General features: G+C 55.1%; 18 protein-coding genes. 8 read left to right on the plus strand and 10 right to left on the minus strand.

Annotated features, from left to right (window positions below):
- Positions 1-7 precede the first annotated feature (7 nt).
- From nusB to pgpA, 3 genes are all read left to right on the plus strand, one after another.
- Positions 8-427 (plus strand): transcription antitermination factor NusB, encoded by a 420-nt coding sequence (gene nusB, locus QQZ17_RS20645; RefSeq protein WP_042285962.1) that lies wholly within the window; start codon positions 8-10, stop codon positions 425-427.
- 77 nt (positions 428-504) lie between these two features.
- A complete protein-coding gene (gene thiL, locus QQZ17_RS20650) occupies positions 505-1,482 on the plus strand; it encodes a thiamine-phosphate kinase (RefSeq protein ID WP_152405660.1) in 978 nt (325 codons plus the stop codon).
- Positions 1,460-1,975: a phosphatidylglycerophosphatase A gene (gene pgpA / locus QQZ17_RS20655; protein WP_042324553.1), complete on the plus strand. Its 516-nt coding sequence runs from the start codon at positions 1,460-1,462 to the stop codon at positions 1,973-1,975. The genes thiL and pgpA overlap by 23 nt, the downstream gene beginning before the upstream one ends.
- A gap of 189 nt (positions 1,976-2,164) precedes the next feature.
- Here the strand turns inward: pgpA and QQZ17_RS20660 are convergent, their stop codons facing one another.
- From QQZ17_RS20660 to xseB, 4 genes are all read right to left on the minus strand, one after another.
- On the minus strand, positions 2,165-3,139 hold the full coding sequence (locus QQZ17_RS20660) for an aldo/keto reductase (protein ID WP_042324551.1): 975 nt from the start codon (positions 3,137-3,139) through the stop codon (positions 2,165-2,167).
- 56 nt (positions 3,140-3,195) lie between these two features.
- Positions 3,196-5,058 (minus strand): 1-deoxy-D-xylulose-5-phosphate synthase, encoded by a 1,863-nt coding sequence (gene dxs, locus QQZ17_RS20665; protein WP_152405659.1) that lies wholly within the window; start codon positions 5,056-5,058, stop codon positions 3,196-3,198.
- Positions 5,059-5,126: 68 nt separating this feature from the next.
- Positions 5,127-6,026, minus strand: coding sequence for a (2E,6E)-farnesyl diphosphate synthase (gene ispA, locus QQZ17_RS20670; RefSeq protein WP_152405658.1), 900 nt, complete (start codon positions 6,024-6,026; stop codon positions 5,127-5,129).
- Positions 6,027-6,269, minus strand: a complete 243-nt coding sequence (xseB, locus tag QQZ17_RS20675) for an exodeoxyribonuclease VII small subunit (RefSeq protein ID WP_042324547.1) — start codon at positions 6,267-6,269, stop codon at positions 6,027-6,029.
- A 254-nt stretch (positions 6,270-6,523) separates the two neighbouring features.
- Here xseB and thiI point away from each other — a divergent pair, with 254 nt between their 5' ends.
- Positions 6,524-7,972 carry a tRNA uracil 4-sulfurtransferase ThiI gene (thiI, locus tag QQZ17_RS20680; protein WP_152405657.1) on the plus strand — a complete coding sequence of 483 codons (1,449 nt, stop codon included), beginning with the start codon at positions 6,524-6,526 and terminating at the stop codon, positions 7,970-7,972.
- A gap of 36 nt (positions 7,973-8,008) precedes the next feature.
- Here thiI and QQZ17_RS20685 read toward each other — a convergent pair whose 3' ends face one another.
- Positions 8,009-8,704: an IclR family transcriptional regulator gene (locus QQZ17_RS20685; protein ID WP_152405656.1), complete on the minus strand. Its 696-nt coding sequence runs from the start codon at positions 8,702-8,704 to the stop codon at positions 8,009-8,011.
- 170 nt (positions 8,705-8,874) lie between these two features.
- Here QQZ17_RS20685 and QQZ17_RS20690 point away from each other — a divergent pair, with 170 nt between their 5' ends.
- Genes QQZ17_RS20690 through QQZ17_RS20700 form a run of 3 tightly spaced genes read left to right on the plus strand, consistent with a single transcriptional unit; the run spans position 8,875 to position 12,558 of the window.
- Complete coding sequence (locus QQZ17_RS20690) at positions 8,875-11,208, plus strand: molybdopterin-containing oxidoreductase family protein (protein ID WP_152405655.1); 2,334 nt, start codon at positions 8,875-8,877, stop codon at positions 11,206-11,208.
- 5 nt (positions 11,209-11,213) lie between these two features.
- Positions 11,214-11,759, plus strand: a complete 546-nt coding sequence (locus QQZ17_RS20695) for a 4Fe-4S dicluster domain-containing protein (RefSeq protein ID WP_178825840.1) — start codon at positions 11,214-11,216, stop codon at positions 11,757-11,759.
- Positions 11,760-11,769: 10 nt separating this feature from the next.
- Positions 11,770-12,558: a dimethyl sulfoxide reductase anchor subunit family protein gene (locus tag QQZ17_RS20700; protein ID WP_152405654.1), complete on the plus strand. Its 789-nt coding sequence runs from the start codon at positions 11,770-11,772 to the stop codon at positions 12,556-12,558.
- An 85-nt stretch (positions 12,559-12,643) separates the two neighbouring features.
- On the opposite strand, the gene QQZ17_RS20705 is transcribed toward QQZ17_RS20700, so the two are convergent.
- The 3 genes from QQZ17_RS20705 to panE are packed head-to-tail and all read right to left on the minus strand — an operon-like array spanning position 12,644 to position 15,237.
- Positions 12,644-13,723, minus strand: coding sequence for a hypothetical protein (locus QQZ17_RS20705; RefSeq protein WP_152405653.1), 1,080 nt, complete (start codon positions 13,721-13,723; stop codon positions 12,644-12,646).
- Between the two features lie 49 nt (positions 13,724-13,772).
- The gene (gene yajL, locus QQZ17_RS20710) at positions 13,773-14,363 is read right to left on the minus strand and encodes a protein deglycase YajL (protein ID WP_152405652.1); all 591 of its coding nucleotides are present in this window, start codon (positions 14,361-14,363) and stop codon (positions 13,773-13,775) included.
- A complete protein-coding gene (panE, locus tag QQZ17_RS20715) occupies positions 14,326-15,237 on the minus strand; it encodes a 2-dehydropantoate 2-reductase (protein WP_152405651.1) in 912 nt (303 codons plus the stop codon). The genes yajL and panE overlap by 38 nt, the downstream gene beginning before the upstream one ends.
- 113 nt (positions 15,238-15,350) lie before the next feature.
- Here panE and QQZ17_RS20720 point away from each other — a divergent pair, with 113 nt between their 5' ends.
- A complete protein-coding gene (locus QQZ17_RS20720) occupies positions 15,351-15,842 on the plus strand; it encodes a YajQ family cyclic di-GMP-binding protein (protein WP_042324531.1) in 492 nt (163 codons plus the stop codon).
- Between the two features lie 44 nt (positions 15,843-15,886).
- Here the strand turns inward: QQZ17_RS20720 and QQZ17_RS20725 are convergent, their stop codons facing one another.
- Positions 15,887-17,251 (minus strand): MFS transporter, encoded by a 1,365-nt coding sequence (locus tag QQZ17_RS20725; protein WP_152405650.1) that lies wholly within the window; start codon positions 17,249-17,251, stop codon positions 15,887-15,889.
- Between the two features lie 221 nt (positions 17,252-17,472).
- Complete coding sequence (gene cyoE / locus QQZ17_RS20730; protein WP_152405649.1) at positions 17,473-18,363, minus strand: heme o synthase; 891 nt, start codon at positions 18,361-18,363, stop codon at positions 17,473-17,475.
- Positions 18,364-18,373: the final 10 nt, after the last annotated feature.

Genomic DNA, 18,373 nt, shown 5'->3' on the forward strand with positions numbered 1-18,373 from the left:
GAAATCCGTGAAACCTGCTGCTCGTCGCCGCGCCCGTGAGTGTGCCGTTCAGGCGCTCTACTCCTGGCAGTTGTCCCAGAACGACATCGCTGATGTTGAATACCAGTTCCTGGCAGAACAGGACGTGAAAGATGTTGACGTCATGTACTTCCGTGAACTGCTGTCCGGGGTGGCGACTAACAGCGCGTACCTGGATGGTTTAATGAAACCCTATCTGTCTCGTCTGCTGGAAGAGTTGGGTCAGGTGGAAAAAGCCGTACTGCGTATTGCGCTGTTCGAGCTGTCTAAACGCAGTGATGTGCCATACAAAGTGGCCATTAACGAAGCGATCGAACTGGCGAAAACGTTCGGCGCGGAAGACAGCCACAAGTTCGTCAATGGCGTTCTGGATAAAGCAGCGCCTGCGATTCGCCCCAACAAAAAGTAATCACCAGGCCGTCAGCGAAGTGGAAGCGATTCCTCTCCTCTGGCGGCTTTTTCATTTTTTCTGCTGAGGCATAACGTATGGCATGCGGCGAGTTTTCCCTGATTGCCCGTTATTTTGACCGTGTCAGAAGCTCTCGTCTTGACGTCGAAACCGGTATTGGCGACGACTGTGCACTTCTGAACATCCCCGATAAACAGACGCTGGCGATCAGCACCGATACGCTGGTGGCGGGTAACCATTTCCTGGCTGATATTGATCCTGCCGATCTGGCCTACAAAGCGCTGGCGGTGAACTTAAGCGATCTGGCCGCAATGGGTGCCGATCCGGCGTGGCTGACGCTGGCGATCACCTTGCCTGAGGTGGACGAACGCTGGCTGGAAACCTTCAGCGACAGTCTGTTTGATCTCCTGAATTACTACGGTATGCAACTGATTGGCGGCGACACCACGCGGGGTCCACTGTCGATGACGTTGGGTATCCACGGTTTTGTTCCTGCCGGGCGCGCCCTGAAACGCGCCGGGGCGAAGCCGGGCGACTGGATCTACGTGACCGGTACGCCGGGCGATAGCGCCGCGGGTCTGGCAATTTTGCTGAACCGCTTGCAGGTCGCCGATGCGGCCGACCGCGAATATCTGCTCAAACGCCATCTGCGTCCAACGCCGCGTATTCTACAGGGCCAGGCGCTGCGCGATCTGGCCAGTGCGGCGATCGATCTCTCTGACGGGCTGATTTCCGATCTTGGGCACATTGTTAACGCCAGCGCCTGCGGCGCGCGCGTCGATCTCGATGCGTTACCCTGGTCAGGCGCGATGACTCGTCACGTCGAATCCGAACAGGCGCTGCGCTGGGCGCTGTCTGGCGGCGAAGACTACGAGTTATGCTTCACGGTACCGGAACTGAATCGCGGCGCGCTGGAGGTGGCAATGGGCCAGCTTGGCGTCCCCTTTACCTGTATCGGGCAGATGAGCGCGGATGTAGAAGGGATTCATTTCATGCGCAACGGAAAGCCTGTCACTGTTGACTGGAAAGGATATGACCATTTTGCCACGCCATAAAGATGTCGCCAAAAGCCGTCTGAATTTGCTCAACCCGTGGCATTTACTGGCTACCGGATTTGGCAGCGGCCTCAGCCCGATTGTTCCCGGCACGATGGGATCGCTGGCGGCGATCCCCTTCTGGTATCTGATGACCTTTCTGCCATGGCAGCTCTATTCGCTGGTGGTGATGCTGGGGATCTGTATCGGCGTCTATCTTTGCCATCAAACGGCGAAAGACATGGGCGTGCACGATCACGGTAGCATCGTCTGGGATGAGTTCATCGGAATGTGGATCACGCTCATGGCGTTGCCGACCAACGACTGGCAGTGGGTCGCCGCCGGGTTTGTGATTTTCCGTATTCTCGATATGTGGAAGCCGTGGCCGATCCGCTGGTTCGATCGCAATGTGCATGGCGGGATGGGGATCATGGTGGACGATATTGTCGCCGGGGTGATTTCCGCCGGGATCCTCTATTTCATCGGACATCACTGGCCGATTGGGGTTATTTGATGACGATGCCGGATGGCGCTGCGCTTATCCGGCCTACCCGGTATGATGTCCGTATTTTGTAGGCCGGATAAGGCGGTTACGCCGTCATCCGGCACGTTTTCTTATTTATATCCGGCCACGGGATGCGGCTTATACAGCGTTTGCAGTGTTCGTAGGCCCGATAAGCGTTGCGCCATCGGGCTCATTTCCTTATTTATATCCGGCCACGGGGTGCGGCTTATACGGCGTTTCCAGTTCGGCGATGTGCTCGGGTTTCAGCGTGAGATCCACGGCATTCAGCAACTCATCCAACTGTTCTTCCCGCGATGAGCCGATAATCGGCGCGGCAATGCCCGGTTTGCTTAACAGCCACGCCAGCGCCACCTGAGCACGCGTCGCGCCAAGCTCTTCGCTCACGCCTGCCAGTCGTGCGGCAATCTGCGCATCGTTTTCGTCGCTTTCGCTGTACAGCTTTTTCCCCACTTCATCAGAGACCAGACGTGCCGTGGTTTCTCCCCACGGACGTGTCAGACGTCCTCTGGCCAATGGGCTCCACGGGATCACCGCCACGCCTTCCTGATAGCACAGCGGCAGCATTTCGCGCTCTTCCTCACGATAGATCAGGTTATAGTGGTCCTGCATGCTAATAAACTGCGCCCAGCCGTGCTGTTTTTGCAGTGCCAGCGCCTGGGCAAACTGCGACGCATGCATTGACGACGCGCCGATATAGCGCGCCTTACCGGCTTTGACCACATCGTTTAACGCTTCAAGTGTTTCTTCAATCGGCGTGTTGTAATCCCAGCGGTGAATTTGCAGGATATCGACGTAGTCCATCCCCAGTCGTCTCAGACTGTCATCAATAGAACGCAGAATTTGCGCGCGGGATAATCCTTCTGGCAGGTCATCCACCCGGTTAAACACTTTGGTGGCGACGACGACTTCATCACGGCGGGCGAAATCGCGCAGTGCACGACCGACGATCTCTTCGCTGCTGCCGGCTGAGTAGTTGTTCGAGGTATCGAAAAAGTTAATGCCGCCTTCAAGGGCGCGTTGGATGATAGGGCGACTGCTCTCTTCGGGAAGCGTCCAAGCGTGGTTGCCGCGATTCGGTTCGCCGAACGTCATGCAGCCCAGACAAAGGCGGGAAACCCGAAGGTCCGTTTTTCCTAAGATGTTGTATTGCATTATTTCGCTCCTGTTATGCTCGTTATCGGTTAAGCATAGCAGGAGCGAAGAGGGGATTATGCCAACCAGGCCTTGATTTTGGCCTCAATGCCTGCGGCATCCAGACCCAATTCGGCGCGGGCTTCGTCCTGAGTTCCCTGCGGTATGAAGAAGTCCGGCAGGCCGATGTTAAGCACCGGAACCGGTTTGCGGTGCGCCATCAGTACTTCGTTCACGCCACTACCGGCACCGCCCATAATGGCGTTTTCTTCCAGCGTCACCAGCACCTCATGACGCGCCGCCATTTCAAGGATCAGCGCCTCATCCAGCGGTTTCACAAAGCGCATATCGACAAGCGTAGCGTTGAGGGATTCCGCGACTTTCGCCGCTTCCGGCATTAAGGTACCGAAGTTGAGGATCGCCGCTTTCTCGCCGTGACGCTTCACCACGCCTTTCCCGATCGGCAGTTTTTCCAGCGGCGTCAGCTCAACGCCGACGGCATTTCCGCGCGGATAGCGCACCGCCGTTGGGCCATCGCTGTAGTGATAGCCGGTAAACAGCATCTGGCGGCATTCGTTTTCATCGCTCGGCGTCATGATGACCATCTCCGGAATGCAGCGCAGATAGGAGAGATCGAACGCCCCCTGGTGGGTTTGTCCGTCGGCTCCGACGATCCCCGCACGGTCGATAGCAAACATGACCGGCAGCTTTTGAATTGCGACGTCATGCAGCACCTGATCGTAGGCGCGTTGCAGGAAGGTGGAGTAGATAGCCACCACCGGTTTGTAACCGCCAATCGCCAGTCCGGCGGCAAAGGTCACCGCGTGCTGCTCGGCAATCGCCACGTCAAAGTAGCGGTCCGGGAATTTACGCGAGAACTCGACCATACCAGACCCTTCGCGCATGGCCGGGGTGATTGCCATCAGTTTGCTGTCTTTCGCCGCCGTTTCGCACAGCCAGTCGCCGAAGATTTTCGAATAGCTCGGCAGGCCGCCGCTGCTTTTCGGCAGACAACCGCTGGACGGATCGAATTTTGGCACCGCATGGAAGGTGATCGGATCTTTTTCCGCCGGCTCATAGCCCCGGCCTTTCTTGGTCATGATATGCAGGAACTGCGGGCCTTTCAGGTCGCGCATGTTCTTCAGCGTGGTGATAAGCCCCAGCACATCGTGACCGTCGACCGGGCCGATGTAGTTAAAGCCCAGCTCTTCAAACAGCGTGCCGGGCACCACCATGCCTTTGATATGTTCTTCGGTGCGCTTGAGCAGTTCTTTAATCGGCGGTACGCCAGAGAACACCTTCTTGCCGCCTTCGCGCAGGGAAGAGTAGAGCTTACCGGAGAGCAACTGCGCGAGGTGATTGTTCAGCGCGCCGACGTTTTCGGAAATCGACATTTCGTTGTCGTTGAGGATGACCAGCATGTCGGGTTTGATATCGCCCGCGTGGTTCATCGCTTCAAATGCCATCCCGGCGGTGATCGCCCCGTCGCCAATGACGCAGACGGTACGGCGATCTTTACCCTCTTTCTGGGCGGCAACCGCCACTCCGATTCCGGCGCTGATAGAAGTTGAGGAGTGACCCACACTCAGGACATCGTATTCGCTTTCACCGCGCCACGGGAACGGGTGCAGGCCGCCTTTCTGGCGAATGGTGCCGATTTTATCGCGACGACCGGTCAAAATCTTGTGCGGATAAGCCTGATGACCCACGTCCCAGATCAGTTGGTCAAACGGGGTGTTATAGACATAGTGCAGCGCCACGGTCAGTTCGACCGTGCCCAGCCCGGAGGCGAAGTGTCCGCTGGAACGGCTGACGCTGTCGAGTAAATAGCGGCGCAGCTCGTCGCAGAGTTTCGGCAGACTCTCTTTTGGCAGCAGTCGTAACTCCAGGGTGGAATCGACCAGTGCCAGGGTAGGGTATTTGGCTATATCAAAACTCATCAGAGACTCATCGTTTGTTTACCCAAATTACAGTGTATCCGCTGCAATTTATTGCTCAGGGTAGTCAATTATTTATTACGCTGGATTATGTAGTCCGCTAGCGCTTCCAGTGCCGAGGTATCGAGTGACTGTGCGGCCAGTTGGTTTAACGACTGGCGAGCCTCTGCGATTAAATCCCGGGCTTTATTTCGGGCTTGCTCAAGACCCAGAAGTGCAGGATAGGTACTTTTGCCAAGCTGCTGGTCGGCACCCTGACGTTTACCCAACGTTGCAGTATCGCCCACCACATCCAGAATGTCATCCTGAACCTGGAATGCCAGACCGATACTTTCTGCGTATCTGTCGAGTATCGGCAGGGCATTTCTGCCGTCTTCTCCGGCAGTTAACGCACCCAGGCGAACCGCGGCGCGAATCAGTGCGCCGGTCTTATGACGATGGATTTTCTCCAGCGCCTCCAGCGGCACCTGTTTACCTTCGGCTGCGAGATCCAGCGCCTGACCGCCGCACATTCCGGCGATTCCGCTGGCGCTCGCCAGTTCGGAAATCATCGCGATCCGATCGCGGTCAGCGACTTCTGGCATCGGAGCATCGCTGATAATCGAGAATGCCAGCGTTTGCAGGGCATCACCTGCCAGAATCGCATTGGCCTCACCAAACTTGATGTGGCAGGTCGGCAGGCCACGACGCAGATCGTCATCGTCCATCGCGGGCAGATCGTCATGGATCAGCGAGTACGCATGAATGCACTCAACGGCGGCTGCCGGGGCATCCAGCGTGTTCAGGCTGATACCAAACATCTGACCGGTTGCATACACCAGAAACGGGCGCAGACGTTTACCGCCTAATAATGCGCCATACTGCATGGTTTCGACCACGGGAGTGTTCTGAAAGGGCAGTGGGGCAATAAAACGGCTCAGCGCCTGGTTGGCCTGCTCAACGCAGGCCTGAAGCTGCTGCGAAAAATCCATTTACTCATTATCCGCTGTAAAAGGCGTAGGGGATGCGTCTTCATTGTCAGACAGCAGGATTTGCACACGCTGTTCAGCCTGTTGCAGTTTCACCTGACCCTGACGTGCCAGCTGCACGCCACGTTCGAATTCGTTCAGCGCCTCTTCCAGCGGCAGATCGCCACTTTCCAGACGCGTTACAATTTGCTCCAGCTCGTTCAGCGACGTTTCAAAGCTGACCGGCGCCTCATTTTTCTTCGCCATAATAAATGTCTGACTCTCAGTATTTTCAGCCCTGATATGGTAACGGACTCAGAGCAATTATCAAATTCGCCCATCATACTTCAGGCGGCCAGTACGTTGGCTGCACGCGAATTATTAAGGGTATAACGCGCAATGTGCACAGGAATCGCCTGATAGTGGTATACTCCCGCGCCTGGATGCAACCGCTTAACGGGGTTGCTGTACTCTTTCTCCAATACAAGCCGTAACTGGCTTGCTAAAGAACCATTGCCGCCATGAAGTTTATCATTAAATTGTTCCCGGAAATCACCATCAAAAGCCAATCTGTGCGTTTGCGCTTTATAAAAATGCTGACCGGGAACATTCGTAACGTTTTAAAGCACTATGATGAGACTCTCGCCGTTGTCCGTCACTGGGACAACATCGAAGTTCGCGCGAAAGATGAAAACCAGCGTCTGGCGATCCGTGACGCGCTGACCCGTATTCCGGGGATTCACCACATTCTCGAAGTCGAAGACGTGCCGTTTACCGACATGCACGATATTTTCGAGAAGGCGTTGGTGCAATACCGCGATCGGCTGGAAGGTAAAACTTTCTGCGTGCGTGTTAAACGTCGTGGTAAACACGAGTTTAGCTCTATCGATGTAGAACGTTACGTAGGCGGCGGTTTAAACCAGCATATTGAATCGGCGCGCGTGAAGCTGACTAACCCGGATGTCACTGTCCATCTGGAAGTGGAAGATGACCGTCTGCTGCTGATTAAAGGGCGTTACGAAGGGATTGGCGGTTTCCCGATCGGTACTCAGGAAGACGTGCTATCGCTGATCTCCGGCGGCTTTGACTCCGGCGTTTCCAGCTACATGCTGATGCGTCGCGGCTGCCGCGTTCACTACTGCTTCTTTAACCTCGGCGGCGCGGCGCATGAAATCGGCGTTCGTCAGGTAGCGCACTATCTGTGGAACCGCTTCGGCAGCTCGCATCGCGTGCGCTTTGTCGCCATCAACTTTGAGCCGGTGGTCGGTGAGATCCTCGAGAAAGTTGATGACGGCCAGATGGGGGTGGTGCTCAAACGTATGATGGTTCGCGCGGCGTCGAAAGTGGCGGAACGCTACGGCGTGCAGGCGCTGGTCACCGGCGAAGCGCTGGGTCAGGTCTCCAGCCAGACGCTGACCAACCTGCGTCTGATCGATAACGTCTCCGATACGCTGATTTTGCGTCCGCTGATTGCTTACGATAAAGAGCACATCATCAACCTGGCGCGCCAGATTGGGACGGAAGACTTTGCCCGCACCATGCCGGAATACTGCGGCGTGATTTCAAAAAGCCCGACGGTGAAAGCTATCAAGGCGAAGATTGAAGCGGAAGAAGAGAATTTTGACTTCAGCATCCTCGATAAGGTGGTTGAAGAAGCCAGCAACGTGGATATTCGCGAAATCGCACAGCAGACTCAGCAGGACGTGGTGGAAGTGGAAACCGTCAGCGGTTTTGGCCCGAACGACGTGATTCTGGATATCCGCGCTATCGACGAGCAGGATGACAAGCCGCTGAAGGTGGAAGGTGTGGATGTGGTTTCACTGCCGTTCTACAAGCTGAGCACGCAATTCGGCGATCTCGACCAGAATAAAACCTGGCTGTTGTGGTGCGAGCGCGGCGTGATGAGTCGACTTCAGGCGCTGTATCTGCGCGAGCAGGGCTTTGAGAATGTGAAGGTGTATCGCCCGTAACTGCGATTTCCCCCGGCCATCCGCGCTGGGGGAAACTTACTCCTGTGGATGAAGCGCCGCGACGCTTCTCACTAACTGCCCGGCAATCTGCGGGATGACGTCTGTACTGAAGAACCCCATCGTCACGGCAATCGCCACCAGATCTCCTTTTTCATTGCGTAGTGGACAGGCAATCGACTGTGCGCCTGGGATCCCTTGCGTCGGATTGTGGCGCACCGCATAGCCCTGAGACTGTATCTGTGCAATCAGTTGTTCCTGCGCCTGATTCTGCGGCTGGTAGCCGGAAAAACTCATGAACACCTGGCCTGCCGAACTGGCGTGAAGCGGAACGGGGGTATTGGGCAGAAAATCGATATCCACATTCCGGAAGCTGCGATTGTAGTGCTTCAGCACTAGTCTGCCGTCCGTCGCAACCACGACGCCGGTGGAATGGTTAAAGGTATCGCGAAAGGCGATCAGCACCGCATTGAGTTCACTGACCGGATCGCGCGCAGCCGTTGGATTGCCCGCTATCTGCAAAAGGGTCGATCCAAGACAGTAGAGTCCTTTTTCGTTTTGCCCCAGCATGCCGGTTCGACACAGTGAGACCAGATACTTGTGTAAACGACTCTTGGACAGGTTGCATCCCGTGGCGATATCGATGGCCCGCGCCTGACCATTTTGACTGGCAACAAACGTCAGAATGTTGACGGCGATATCAACCGAATTGACCCCTTGTGATGTTTCAGCCATATGCGTTCTCTTGAATAATTCTCCACGATTATACCATTGCGGCAGAAATCCTGACTGTCTTCGCAATTCAAAATGACCGTTACGCCTAAATGGGGCGATCTTGACCTCTCTCAAGTTAATTACTGGTGAACCTGGGTTAACTAATAATGAACTTTTTTAGAGGCAAGAACATGGACGCATTGAGCAATATTCATTTAAAAAGAAGAACCCTGCTAAAAGGGCTCGGCGTAGTGGGGCTGTCGTCACTGCTGCCAACGTTTCTGACGCTCCGCCAGGCCAACGGTTCACCGTTGCCACGGGTTCGTCTTAAGCAAACGGATTACCAGACGTTTCGCTCGACCTGCGCAATGGAGTGTCTGCACTGCAACCTGACGGCGTACGTCTGGAAAGACCGCTTAATGAAAATTGAAGCGACGAAGGGCTTCAATGTGAAGTGCTGTTTGCGGGGAATTAGCCGCACCAAATGGGTCTATCACCCGTTACGCCTGACGCAACCGCTGCTGCGCATAGGGGAAAAAGGCGAGGGGAAATTTCAGCCGATTAGTTGGGACGCAGCACTCGATCTCATTGAAAAGAACATCCGGGAAACCATTGCCACTGAGGGCAATAAAGGCTTACTGCTCACCGCTGCGTCGGGGAACATGGACTCCATCAAGAATGATATGGGCAAAGCCTTCTTCGATTATCTCGGCGGCAGTACCAAAACCGCAGGTTCGCTATGCTGCGCGGCGGTGACCGCTGCTATGATGCCGATGGTTGGCCTGCGCTATGCCGATACCCGCGACACCATTGCGGACAGTCGCTACATCCTCTGCTGGGGGAATAATCCGGCAGTCACTATGCATGCCTATTTTAAAAACTATTCGCAGGCGCAGAGAAACGGCGCACGACTGGTGGTGATTGACCCGCGGTTTAACGAAACGGCGGCCAAAGCCGACGAGTGGGTGCCGATCGTACCCGGCACCGACATTGCCCTGGCGCTAGGGATGATCAACATTATCATGCAGGAAAAACGCTATGACGCCGATTTCCTGCGGGCGCATACCGGGGCGGTCTACCTGGTGGATTCACAGCAGCAACTGATGCGGGCCGATCCTAAGGACGCGGACAGTTACCTGGTGTTTGATACCCAAAGCCAGACCCTGAAACGGCATGATGCCCCCGGCGTGATGCCGGCACTGCTCGGTGATGAGTTGCCCGCCAACAGCGAGTTCACCACCGTGCTGGATAACGTCTGGGCGCAGGCAAAACCCTGGACGGCGCAGAAGGTGGAGGAAGAGACCGACGTGCCCGCGCAGACGGTGCTGCGTCTGGCGCGAGATTACGCCTCAACACAACCGGCGATGATTGTGCAGAACATGTCCGGGGCACAGAGAACCGAGTTTGGTACTTACGTTGCCGCGAGCCAGTTCTATCAGGCACTGATCACCGGCAATATCGGCAAAGCCGGGGCTGGCGTTTGCGATGCTGGCGGCGTCAGACAGATGGCAAAATTCTCGCCCATTGTTCCTCCCGCGCCGAATGTTGCCAAAATCCCACCCATTCCGATTGCCAAAATCGGCGACTGGGTCGCTCACGAAAAACCGCATTCCATTAAGTTCTGGTGGAACATGACGCTGGGCGCGATGACCCAGTTGCCCAATACCAACCAGGTCAGAGAGGCTTTTAAAAAAGTGCCCTTTGTGGTGGTTGCTGACAACCTGATGAGCTCGTCCGCGCTGTATGCCGATCTGGTGCTTCCCGTCACGACCATTTTTGAGGATGTCAGCCTTATGGCGGGCGTGCGCAGCCACTATGTGCAACTGATGGAAAAAGCGGTGGAACCGCCGGGAGAAGCCAAACCCGATTACTGGATTTTTGCCCGTCTGGCCGAGCGCTTTGGTTTTGGCGAGGTCTTTAATCAGCCGATTGAGCACTATATTGACACCTGTCTGAAAGGTTCAGGCATCACCCGCGACATGCTGAAAAAGGGGCCGGTATGTCCTGTCGAGGATGACTGGATCCCGTTTAAAGACGGTAAGTTCCTCACGTCGACCGGCAAAGCGCACCTGTATATCGAGGAGTGGAGCAAAAAAGCGTTCCTGCCGGTGGTGACCTGGAAGCAGGTGAAAGAGTCGGTCAAAGGCTCGCCTGAACTGGCGCAGACCTATCCGTTAATGGCGGTGCAGCGCAAACTGGCACGCAGCGTGCACTCCAGCCATGGCATGAACGAATGGATCCTTGAGGTTCAGCGTAACCGTCCGAACGTGATGATCCACCCGGAAGATGCCCGCCAGCGACAGATTCAGCCAGGAGAATGGGTCGTGGTGTTCAATCATCGCGGCCAGCATCGGGCGATTGCCGACGTGACTACCCATATTAAACGCGGGGTGGTGAGTCTGGATAACGGCTGGTGGGAACAGCAGGGAGGAAGCAGCAGCCATGTCACTAACGATCAGGTGGAGGTGCTGGGGAATGGACACTGCTGTAACAGTACGCTGGTGGATGTGAGAAGGGAGGCTTAATCACGATGAAACAGTATGGATTTCTTATTGATATGCAAAATTGCTATGGCTGCAAAACCTGTAGCATGGCCTGCAAATCAGAAAACATGACGCCGACGGGCGTGCTCTGGCGTCGGGTACGCGAACGTCATACGGATGAACCCAACACGCAGGCCTTCATCAGCATGTCGTGCAACCATTGTGATGACCCGCAGTGCATGAAAGTCTGCCCGGCGGGAACGTATAGCAAACGCGCGGACGGCATCGTCGTTCAGGATCACGATCGCTGCATTGGCTGTCGGATGTGCATCATGGCCTGTCCGTGGAGCGCCCCGGTGTACGATCCCGCCGAGGGGAAAACCAGTAAGTGCAATCTGTGTGCTGAACGTCTTGATGAAGGATTACAGCCGCGCTGCGTGGAGTCCTGTCCGGCAGGCGTATTACGTTTTGGCGAGATAGCTGAGCTGCGTCAGGAACATACGACGCAGTGGGCGGTGCTGGAAAAACGCTACAACCTGCCCGATCACACGATCAGCCAGCCTAATATTGTCATTATTCCGCCGAGGGATTGAGGGGAACGAAATGGAACACTATGAATTGCCATTGGTCTTCTTTACCGTCTTCGCCCAGTGGGGTATTGGCGGCGTGCTGGCGCTTACCGTGTGTCAGTCTGGTCGTAAGCGGAAGTTCAGTGCCGTGCAGTACCGTATGCTGGCGCTGCGGTTCTGGGTCATCACCGTGCTGGGCTCTTGTGCGTCGCTGGCGCATCTGGGATCGCCTGAAGGCGCTTACCGCTCCCTTGCCGGGCTGGGGAACTCCTGGCTCAGCCGGGAAGTGGTCGCGTTTATCGTGCTTAATGGCGTGATGTTTTGTTGGCTATTGTTGTGTCGGTTCAAACCCGTACAGCGCGGGGTGATACTGCTGGGTGGGGTAACGGCGCTGGTGGGGCTGGGCACCATTCTGGTGACATCTCAGGTGTATTACCAGATGCCGCTACACCCGCTCTGGCACAACGTCGCGACGCCTGTCGCTTTTCTGGGTACGGCGTTTCTGACGGGATTTATGAGCGTCGCCGTCGCCAGAGCTTGCTGGCATCTGCCATCCTCAACGATCTGTAACGCGGGCATTGTGGTGGGTATTGCGTTGAGCGCCGGTGCGCTGGTTCTCCGCTATCAGGTCTCGGGTGCCGATGCTTCCAGTCCTCTGCTCTGGTGGCAACTGTTCGCCAGCGTGTGCGTCGCGGTGTGGGGGATATCGCGTCTGAACAGCGGGATGCGCAGTTGGGTATGGGTGATATTAATCATCACGGGAGAACTGGCGGGCAGAATGCTGTTTTACAGTAATGTCATGAGCGGAGCGCCATGGTTCTAAGCGGGTATGTTTTTCCCTCTTCAAACCCCGTGTTTTGCAGGCCGGATGACGAAGTACTACGCCGCCATCCGGCAATCTGACACTGTTATTCAAAGCGAATGGGGAGCGTTTTCCCGTTCGATTCCCAGACACCCTGATAGACGCCATCGTTTAAATCCAGCGTGATCTTCTCTTCGGTTTCAGCAGAAACGCTCGTTCTCAACTCATAGTGCGGGTGATTCTCCGTGCCGCATTTACCGGTAAGTTCGATAGGTGAGCCGTATTTTTCATAAAAGTAGGCTCCGCTGGCCGATGCTTCATTACAGGTGATATTCATCACGATGCGCATACTTTTCCCCAACGTGCCGTAGACTAACTTGCCGTTAAGCGAGGGGGCAGGGGAGAGGGGCTTTTCGCTGTTAGGGGAAATCAGTGACTTCCCGTAGGGAGTGAGTTGGTCGTGTAACGTTGCGGCGGTGATTTTCGTCGTGAAATCACCGAGCTCATCCAGTGCGCGGCTTGCATGGTTGCTGCAACGTCCATTAATGAAGACGAGATCGCCTTTCTGAAGCGAGAAATTATCAACATAGTACAGCCCGCCCTCATACGTCGCGCATGAGGCATAGAACTCTTCGTAATTAAAATCTTCACCTTTTTCCGCTTTGATTTGCTCTGACGACTCGGACTTATGCTTATCAACAAAGGTGGTTATCTGGGAGCGAATATCTTTTCTGACGCGGGTGTTTAACTGGGCAATGGTGGCCGGGGAAAACAGATCGTCGAGGGTGATATTCGCGCCGCTCGCTAAATCGAAGCTCAGTGGAACATTGTAAGACTCGCAATAGGCGCCGCAGCCTTCCACAAAAAGGTTTAATGTCAGTATTTTGCTGTCACGGTATTCGACGGAGTAGTCCAGATTGGCGGTGGCATCAATGCCGCTTTTTGCCAGTTTATTCAACGTGGCCTGCGGATCGTTACCCGGCAACTGGTTCAGAAAACGGGAGAAGATAAAATCGTTGATGCGTTTTGCGGCTTGTGGGTTATCCGCTGAGGTAAACCAGGGGAGACGATACTGAATTTCCGTGCTCTCAGGATAGTTGAAGCTAAGGTTCTTAATGTCTAACTGCGTCCCCATCACACAGCCAGAAAATAACCATAACGCCACTCCGGTCAGACATCCCTTCATCTGTTATTCCTTTATTAAGATTAAGTCGGCCGCTGGAGTGGCCTTGAAATTACTCGTAGTAGTTATAAATGCCTGCCGCCATCACCAGTTGCGACGCAACTTCATGGGCTTTCTCGCGCCCAACCAACAGGTCGATAATCTTTAAACCAAAATCGATTGAGGTGCCCGGGGCCTGACTGGTGAGCAACTTCACACGCGGGTCCCATACCACGCGTTTATCCTGCCACTGTTCAGCGGGAATTTTGTCTTTCAGCGCCGGAAAGCCCGTCATGTTGCCGATCGGGAAAATGTTGTGCGGAACGAGTACGGTGGCGGCAGCCGCGCAAATGGCAGCGACAATCCGTCCGGAACGGTGAAACTGCTTAACGGTTTCGACCAGCAGCGTGCTGTCGCGAAAACACTCGGCGCCTTTAATACCGCCCGGCAAGATGATGATGTCGTAATCACCATCGGCCACGGCAACCAGCGGCGCATCCGCCAACAGTTTTACACCGCGCGAGCAGACGATAGTCAGACTGCCGTCGCTGGCAACGCTCGCGGTGGTTACGTTAATTCCGCCACGAACCAGCAGATCGATAGTGGTGACCGCTTCGGTCTCTTCACTACCAGGGGCGAGGCATACCAGTGCCTGAGCGCTCATACTCACTCTCCTTTCGCTTTACTAACTCAAACAGACGGCTGTTTTCCGGCACCGCAATCCCGTGGGCACGGGCGCGTTTCAGCAGGTATCCGGTAATGTAGTCTATCTCGGTATGACGCAGAGCCTGAATGTCCTGCAACATGGATGAGATATTTTCCGCCGTACTGTCAATGACTTGCTCAACATAATAACGTAAATCGTCGACCGATGTATGGTGACCTTCGCGCTCAATGACCGCCGCAACTTCCTGGCAAATCAGATTCACCTCGTCAGGATGGTTACGCAATTCGCCATTCGGGCAGTTCCACAGCGCGGTCAGGGGATTGATCACGCAGTTCACCGCCAGCTTGCGCCACATTTCGGCGCGAATGTTGTTATGCCAGGCGACGTCGGGCAGTACGCATTGCAAGAGATCGGCAAGGTAGCTGAAATCGCCATCCTGCTCGCGCGCCGGGCCAATGCGCGTGGTGCCGTTCGCAACATGGATAATGACGTTGCCATCACGACGTGCGGCGTGGGTGGTTGTCCCCATCAACAGCGGTTGGTGGATATTTCGCAGTTCTTCAATCGTTCCCATACCGTTATGAATCAACAGGATCGGGGTTGTTTCCGGCAGCGTCGACGCCAGCGCTTTGACCGCGTCGGAAACCTGCCACGCTTTCAGCGTTACCAGCAGCAGATCGCTGGTGGCTAAAAACTCCGGATCGTTTGCCGTCAGGGATTCGTTAAATATCGATCCATCCGTCTCAATCACATTCACACTGCAATAGGGTTGCGGCACGCGTAGCCAACCCTGTACGTCATGTCCCTGTTTGCACAGTGCTGAAAGCCATAATTGCCCTAAGGCTCCGCACCCCAGTACGGTAATTTTCATTCTTCCTCCTCACCCGCAACAGCACCAGGTGTTTGCTAACATAGTATAGCGCTGTCTGTTGAGAGACTTTGCAGGTATTATGCTTCGCATCAAAAATGAAGGGAGAGGAAAAGATGCCATCTTTCGATATTGTTTCTGAAGTTGATCTTCAGGAAGCGCGTAATGGCGTAGATAATGCCATTCGTGAAGTTGAGTCACGCTTTGATTTTCGCGGCGTTGAAGCGACATTTGAGCTCAACGATGCCAATAAAACGATCAAAGTGCTGAGCGAATCCGATTTCCAGGTCAACCAGTTGCTGGACATTCTGCGTGCCAAGCTGCTTAAACGTGGCATTGAAGGGACGTCACTCGATGTGCCAGAAGAGTTCGTTCACAGCGGGAAAACCTGGTTTGTGGAAGCGAAACTGAAGCAGGGCATTGAGAGTGCGGTTCAGAAGAAAATTGTTAAGCTGATTAAAGACAGCAAGCTGAAGGTGCAGGCACAGATTCAGGGCGAAGAGATTCGCGTGACCGGGAAATCCCGTGATGACCTCCAGTCCGTAATGGCGCTGGTACGCGGTGGCGATTTGGGGCAGCCGTTCCAGTTTAAAAACTTCCGCGATTAATCTTTCACGGTCCGGTTTTCCGGACCGTTTTCCTTTTTACGCCTTTACGCCTGACTGATGGCCTGCTCAACCTCAAAGCGGTTGGTCAGTTTGCTGTCGATCTTCACGTAAGCGGAATGTTCCTGTTGTGCAATCAACACTTCACTGACGCCTTTTGTTGCCAGCAAACGCTGTTTCAGCACGTCATCGGCCGCAATCTCCGGCGGAATGACCACTCGCAGGCTGCTGACATAGGGCGGTTCTTTCATGGTGCTGGCGACGGCGAGCCAGACAACGGCTAAAAACGCGCCGGCAAGAAAAACGGTTTGCCCGTCAAACATTCCGTCAACCCAGCCGCCCAGCGATCCCCCCAACGCGACGCCGAGGAACTGGCTGGTGGAATAAACGCCCATGGCCGTCCCTTTGTAACCCGCCGGCGACTCTTTGCTGATTAGCGACGGGAGGAGCGCTTCCATCAGGTTGAAGGCGAGGAAGAACAGTTGTACGCCGATAATCAGTTCCCAGAAATGGGCGCCCGCGCCCCAGAGAACAATCTCGGCAATCACAATCAGCGCCACACAGAACAGGAACACCCGTTTCATCCGGCGCTTTACTTCGGCGTAGATAATGAACGGGACGACCGAGCCAAACGAAATCAGCATGGTCACCAGATACACTTTCCAGTGTTCTGCCGCAGGCAGACCGGCATCAGCCAGTTGGCCGGGCAGGGCAACGAAGGTGGACATCAGCAAAATGTGCAGACACATGATGCCGAAGTTGAGCTTCAGCAGTTTCGGTTCCGCCAGTACCTTGCTGAAACTGCCTTTGACCATTCCCGATTCGCGATTGAGCACGTGGTTGGCACTGTCAGGCACGACCCACAGCGTCAGGACGATCCCTGCCGTTGCCAGAACGGCAATCATCCAGAAGAGGGCGTTGAGCCCCAGGGCGTGGGTGATTATCGGCCCGAGCACCATCGCTATCGCGAAGGTGATGCCAAAGCTCACGCCAATAAACGCCATCGCCTTCGTGCGGTTTTGTTCGCGGGTTAAGTCAGACAGTAGCGCCATCACCGCGGCGGCAATCGCGCCCGACCCCTGTAAGGCACGGCCCAGAATAATGCCCCAGATGGAGTCCGACAGCGCGGCAATGATGCTGCCGAGGATAAACACGGCAAGTCCACCGACAATCAGCGGTTTGCGACCGATGCGGTCGGAGAGTAGCCCAAAAGGGATCTGAAAAATGGCCTGCGCCAGACCATAGATACCGATGGCGAGGCCAATTAAGGCTTCGCTGGCACCCTGTAGCGCCATGCCGTATGTGGTCAGAACCGGCAGGACCATAAACATGCCAAGCATGCGCAAAGAAAATACGGTCCCTAAACCCCAGGTGGCGCGCAACTCACCCGGCGTCATTTTATAATCGTTCATTCCCACCTCTGTCTCAATTTCGCGCCTAGTGTAAAGCGCTAAGCAGGCGGGGTAAATATGCGCTTTATTAACAAATGTTGGGGTTGTGAGTGGCGTCGGCTAGAGACGAAAATGCCGGATGACGATACTAACGTATCTTATCCGGCCTACTAGCAATATGCTTTTTTGTAGGCCGGATAAGGCGTCAGCCGCCATCCGGCATAGAAGATGTGACGATTAACTTACCAGACGTAGGTCAGCAGATTGTGCGAATCCGGGACCATAAAGTCGACGGACATCATCACGGAGAGCGCGGTAATGGCGATGATGGAGAAACCGAACAGCTTGCGCGCCCAGACTCTGTCATCTTCCACTTTATAACCGCGCAGCGCCATGCCCAACCACCAGACGCTCACCGCCGCAGCAACAATCAGGTATTTATAACCTGCATAGCCGCCCAGAGTTAGCATCAGCGTGGCGATAGCAAATGCCACGATGTACAGCGTGATATGGTTCTTCGCGACCGAAATGCCTTTCACCACCGGCAGAACCGGGATGTTAGCCGCCTGATAATCCTTAAAGCGGAAAATCGCGATGGCATAAGAGTGCGGCATCTGCCACAGGCTGAAAATCGCCAGCAGAATCAGCGCGCCGCTGTCGAACTCACCGGTTACCGCGCAGTAGCCGATCACCGGCGGCGCCGCGCCGGAGAGAGAGCCGATCAGCGTCCCGTAGACCGAGTGGCGCTTCATATACAGGCTGTAAACGCCCACATAAACCACAAAGCCCATCACGCCCAGCCAGCAGGCCAGAGGATTCGCGCCAAACCACAGCAGCATGAAGCCAGCAATACCCAGCAGGGTGGCGTACACCAGCGAGACCGCAGGGGAAATCAGACCTTTAACCAGCACGCGGTTTTTGGTCCTTTCCATCTTTCTGTCGATATCCCTGTCGATGTAGTTGTTAAATACACAACCCGACGCCACAACCAGTGACACTCCGACCAACGTGTAGATGAACAGGGGATAGTCGATGCTGCCCTTCGAGGCCAGCAGGAATCCCCCGATCACCGAGATCAGGTTGCCAAAGATGATGCCTGGTTTCGTTACTTGCAGGTATTGCTTAAACATCATAACCGCCGCT

It is taken from the genome of Citrobacter sp. T1.2D-1 (genome assembly GCF_950098555.1).
Classification (GTDB): Bacteria; Pseudomonadota; Gammaproteobacteria; order Enterobacterales; family Enterobacteriaceae; genus Citrobacter_A; species Citrobacter_A telavivensis.

Excerpts from the sequence above, each read along its gene's own strand:
- panE (WP_152405651.1), bottom strand. The coding sequence starts at position 15,237 with ATGAAAATTACCGTACTGGGGTGCGGAGCCTTAGGGCAATTATGGCTT.
- QQZ17_RS20690 (WP_152405655.1), top strand. The coding sequence starts at position 8,875 with ATGGACGCATTGAGCAATATTCATTTAAAAAGAAGAACCCTGCTAAAA.
- QQZ17_RS20705 (WP_152405653.1), bottom strand. The coding sequence starts at position 13,723 with ATGAAGGGATGTCTGACCGGAGTGGCGTTATGGTTATTTTCTGGCTGT.
- dxs (WP_152405659.1), bottom strand. The coding sequence starts at position 5,058 with ATGAGTTTTGATATAGCCAAATACCCTACCCTGGCACTGGTCGATTCC.
- QQZ17_RS20700 (WP_152405654.1), top strand. The coding sequence starts at position 11,770 with ATGGAACACTATGAATTGCCATTGGTCTTCTTTACCGTCTTCGCCCAG.
- pgpA (WP_042324553.1), top strand. The coding sequence starts at position 1,460 with ATGACCATTTTGCCACGCCATAAAGATGTCGCCAAAAGCCGTCTGAAT.
- thiL (WP_152405660.1), top strand. The coding sequence starts at position 505 with ATGGCATGCGGCGAGTTTTCCCTGATTGCCCGTTATTTTGACCGTGTC.
- cyoE (WP_152405649.1), bottom strand. The coding sequence starts at position 18,363 with ATGATGTTTAAGCAATACCTGCAAGTAACGAAACCAGGCATCATCTTT.
- QQZ17_RS20725 (WP_152405650.1), bottom strand. The coding sequence starts at position 17,251 with ATGAACGATTATAAAATGACGCCGGGTGAGTTGCGCGCCACCTGGGGT.
- QQZ17_RS20660 (WP_042324551.1), bottom strand. The coding sequence starts at position 3,139 with ATGCAATACAACATCTTAGGAAAAACGGACCTTCGGGTTTCCCGCCTT.
- QQZ17_RS20695 (WP_178825840.1), top strand. The coding sequence starts at position 11,214 with ATGAAACAGTATGGATTTCTTATTGATATGCAAAATTGCTATGGCTGC.
- thiI (WP_152405657.1), top strand. The coding sequence starts at position 6,524 with ATGAAGTTTATCATTAAATTGTTCCCGGAAATCACCATCAAAAGCCAA.
- yajL (WP_152405652.1), bottom strand. The coding sequence starts at position 14,363 with ATGAGCGCTCAGGCACTGGTATGCCTCGCCCCTGGTAGTGAAGAGACC.
- ispA (WP_152405658.1), bottom strand. The coding sequence starts at position 6,026 with ATGGATTTTTCGCAGCAGCTTCAGGCCTGCGTTGAGCAGGCCAACCAG.
- QQZ17_RS20685 (WP_152405656.1), bottom strand. The coding sequence starts at position 8,704 with ATGGCTGAAACATCACAAGGGGTCAATTCGGTTGATATCGCCGTCAAC.
- QQZ17_RS20720 (WP_042324531.1), top strand. The coding sequence starts at position 15,351 with ATGCCATCTTTCGATATTGTTTCTGAAGTTGATCTTCAGGAAGCGCGT.
- xseB (WP_042324547.1), bottom strand. The coding sequence starts at position 6,269 with ATGGCGAAGAAAAATGAGGCGCCGGTCAGCTTTGAAACGTCGCTGAAC.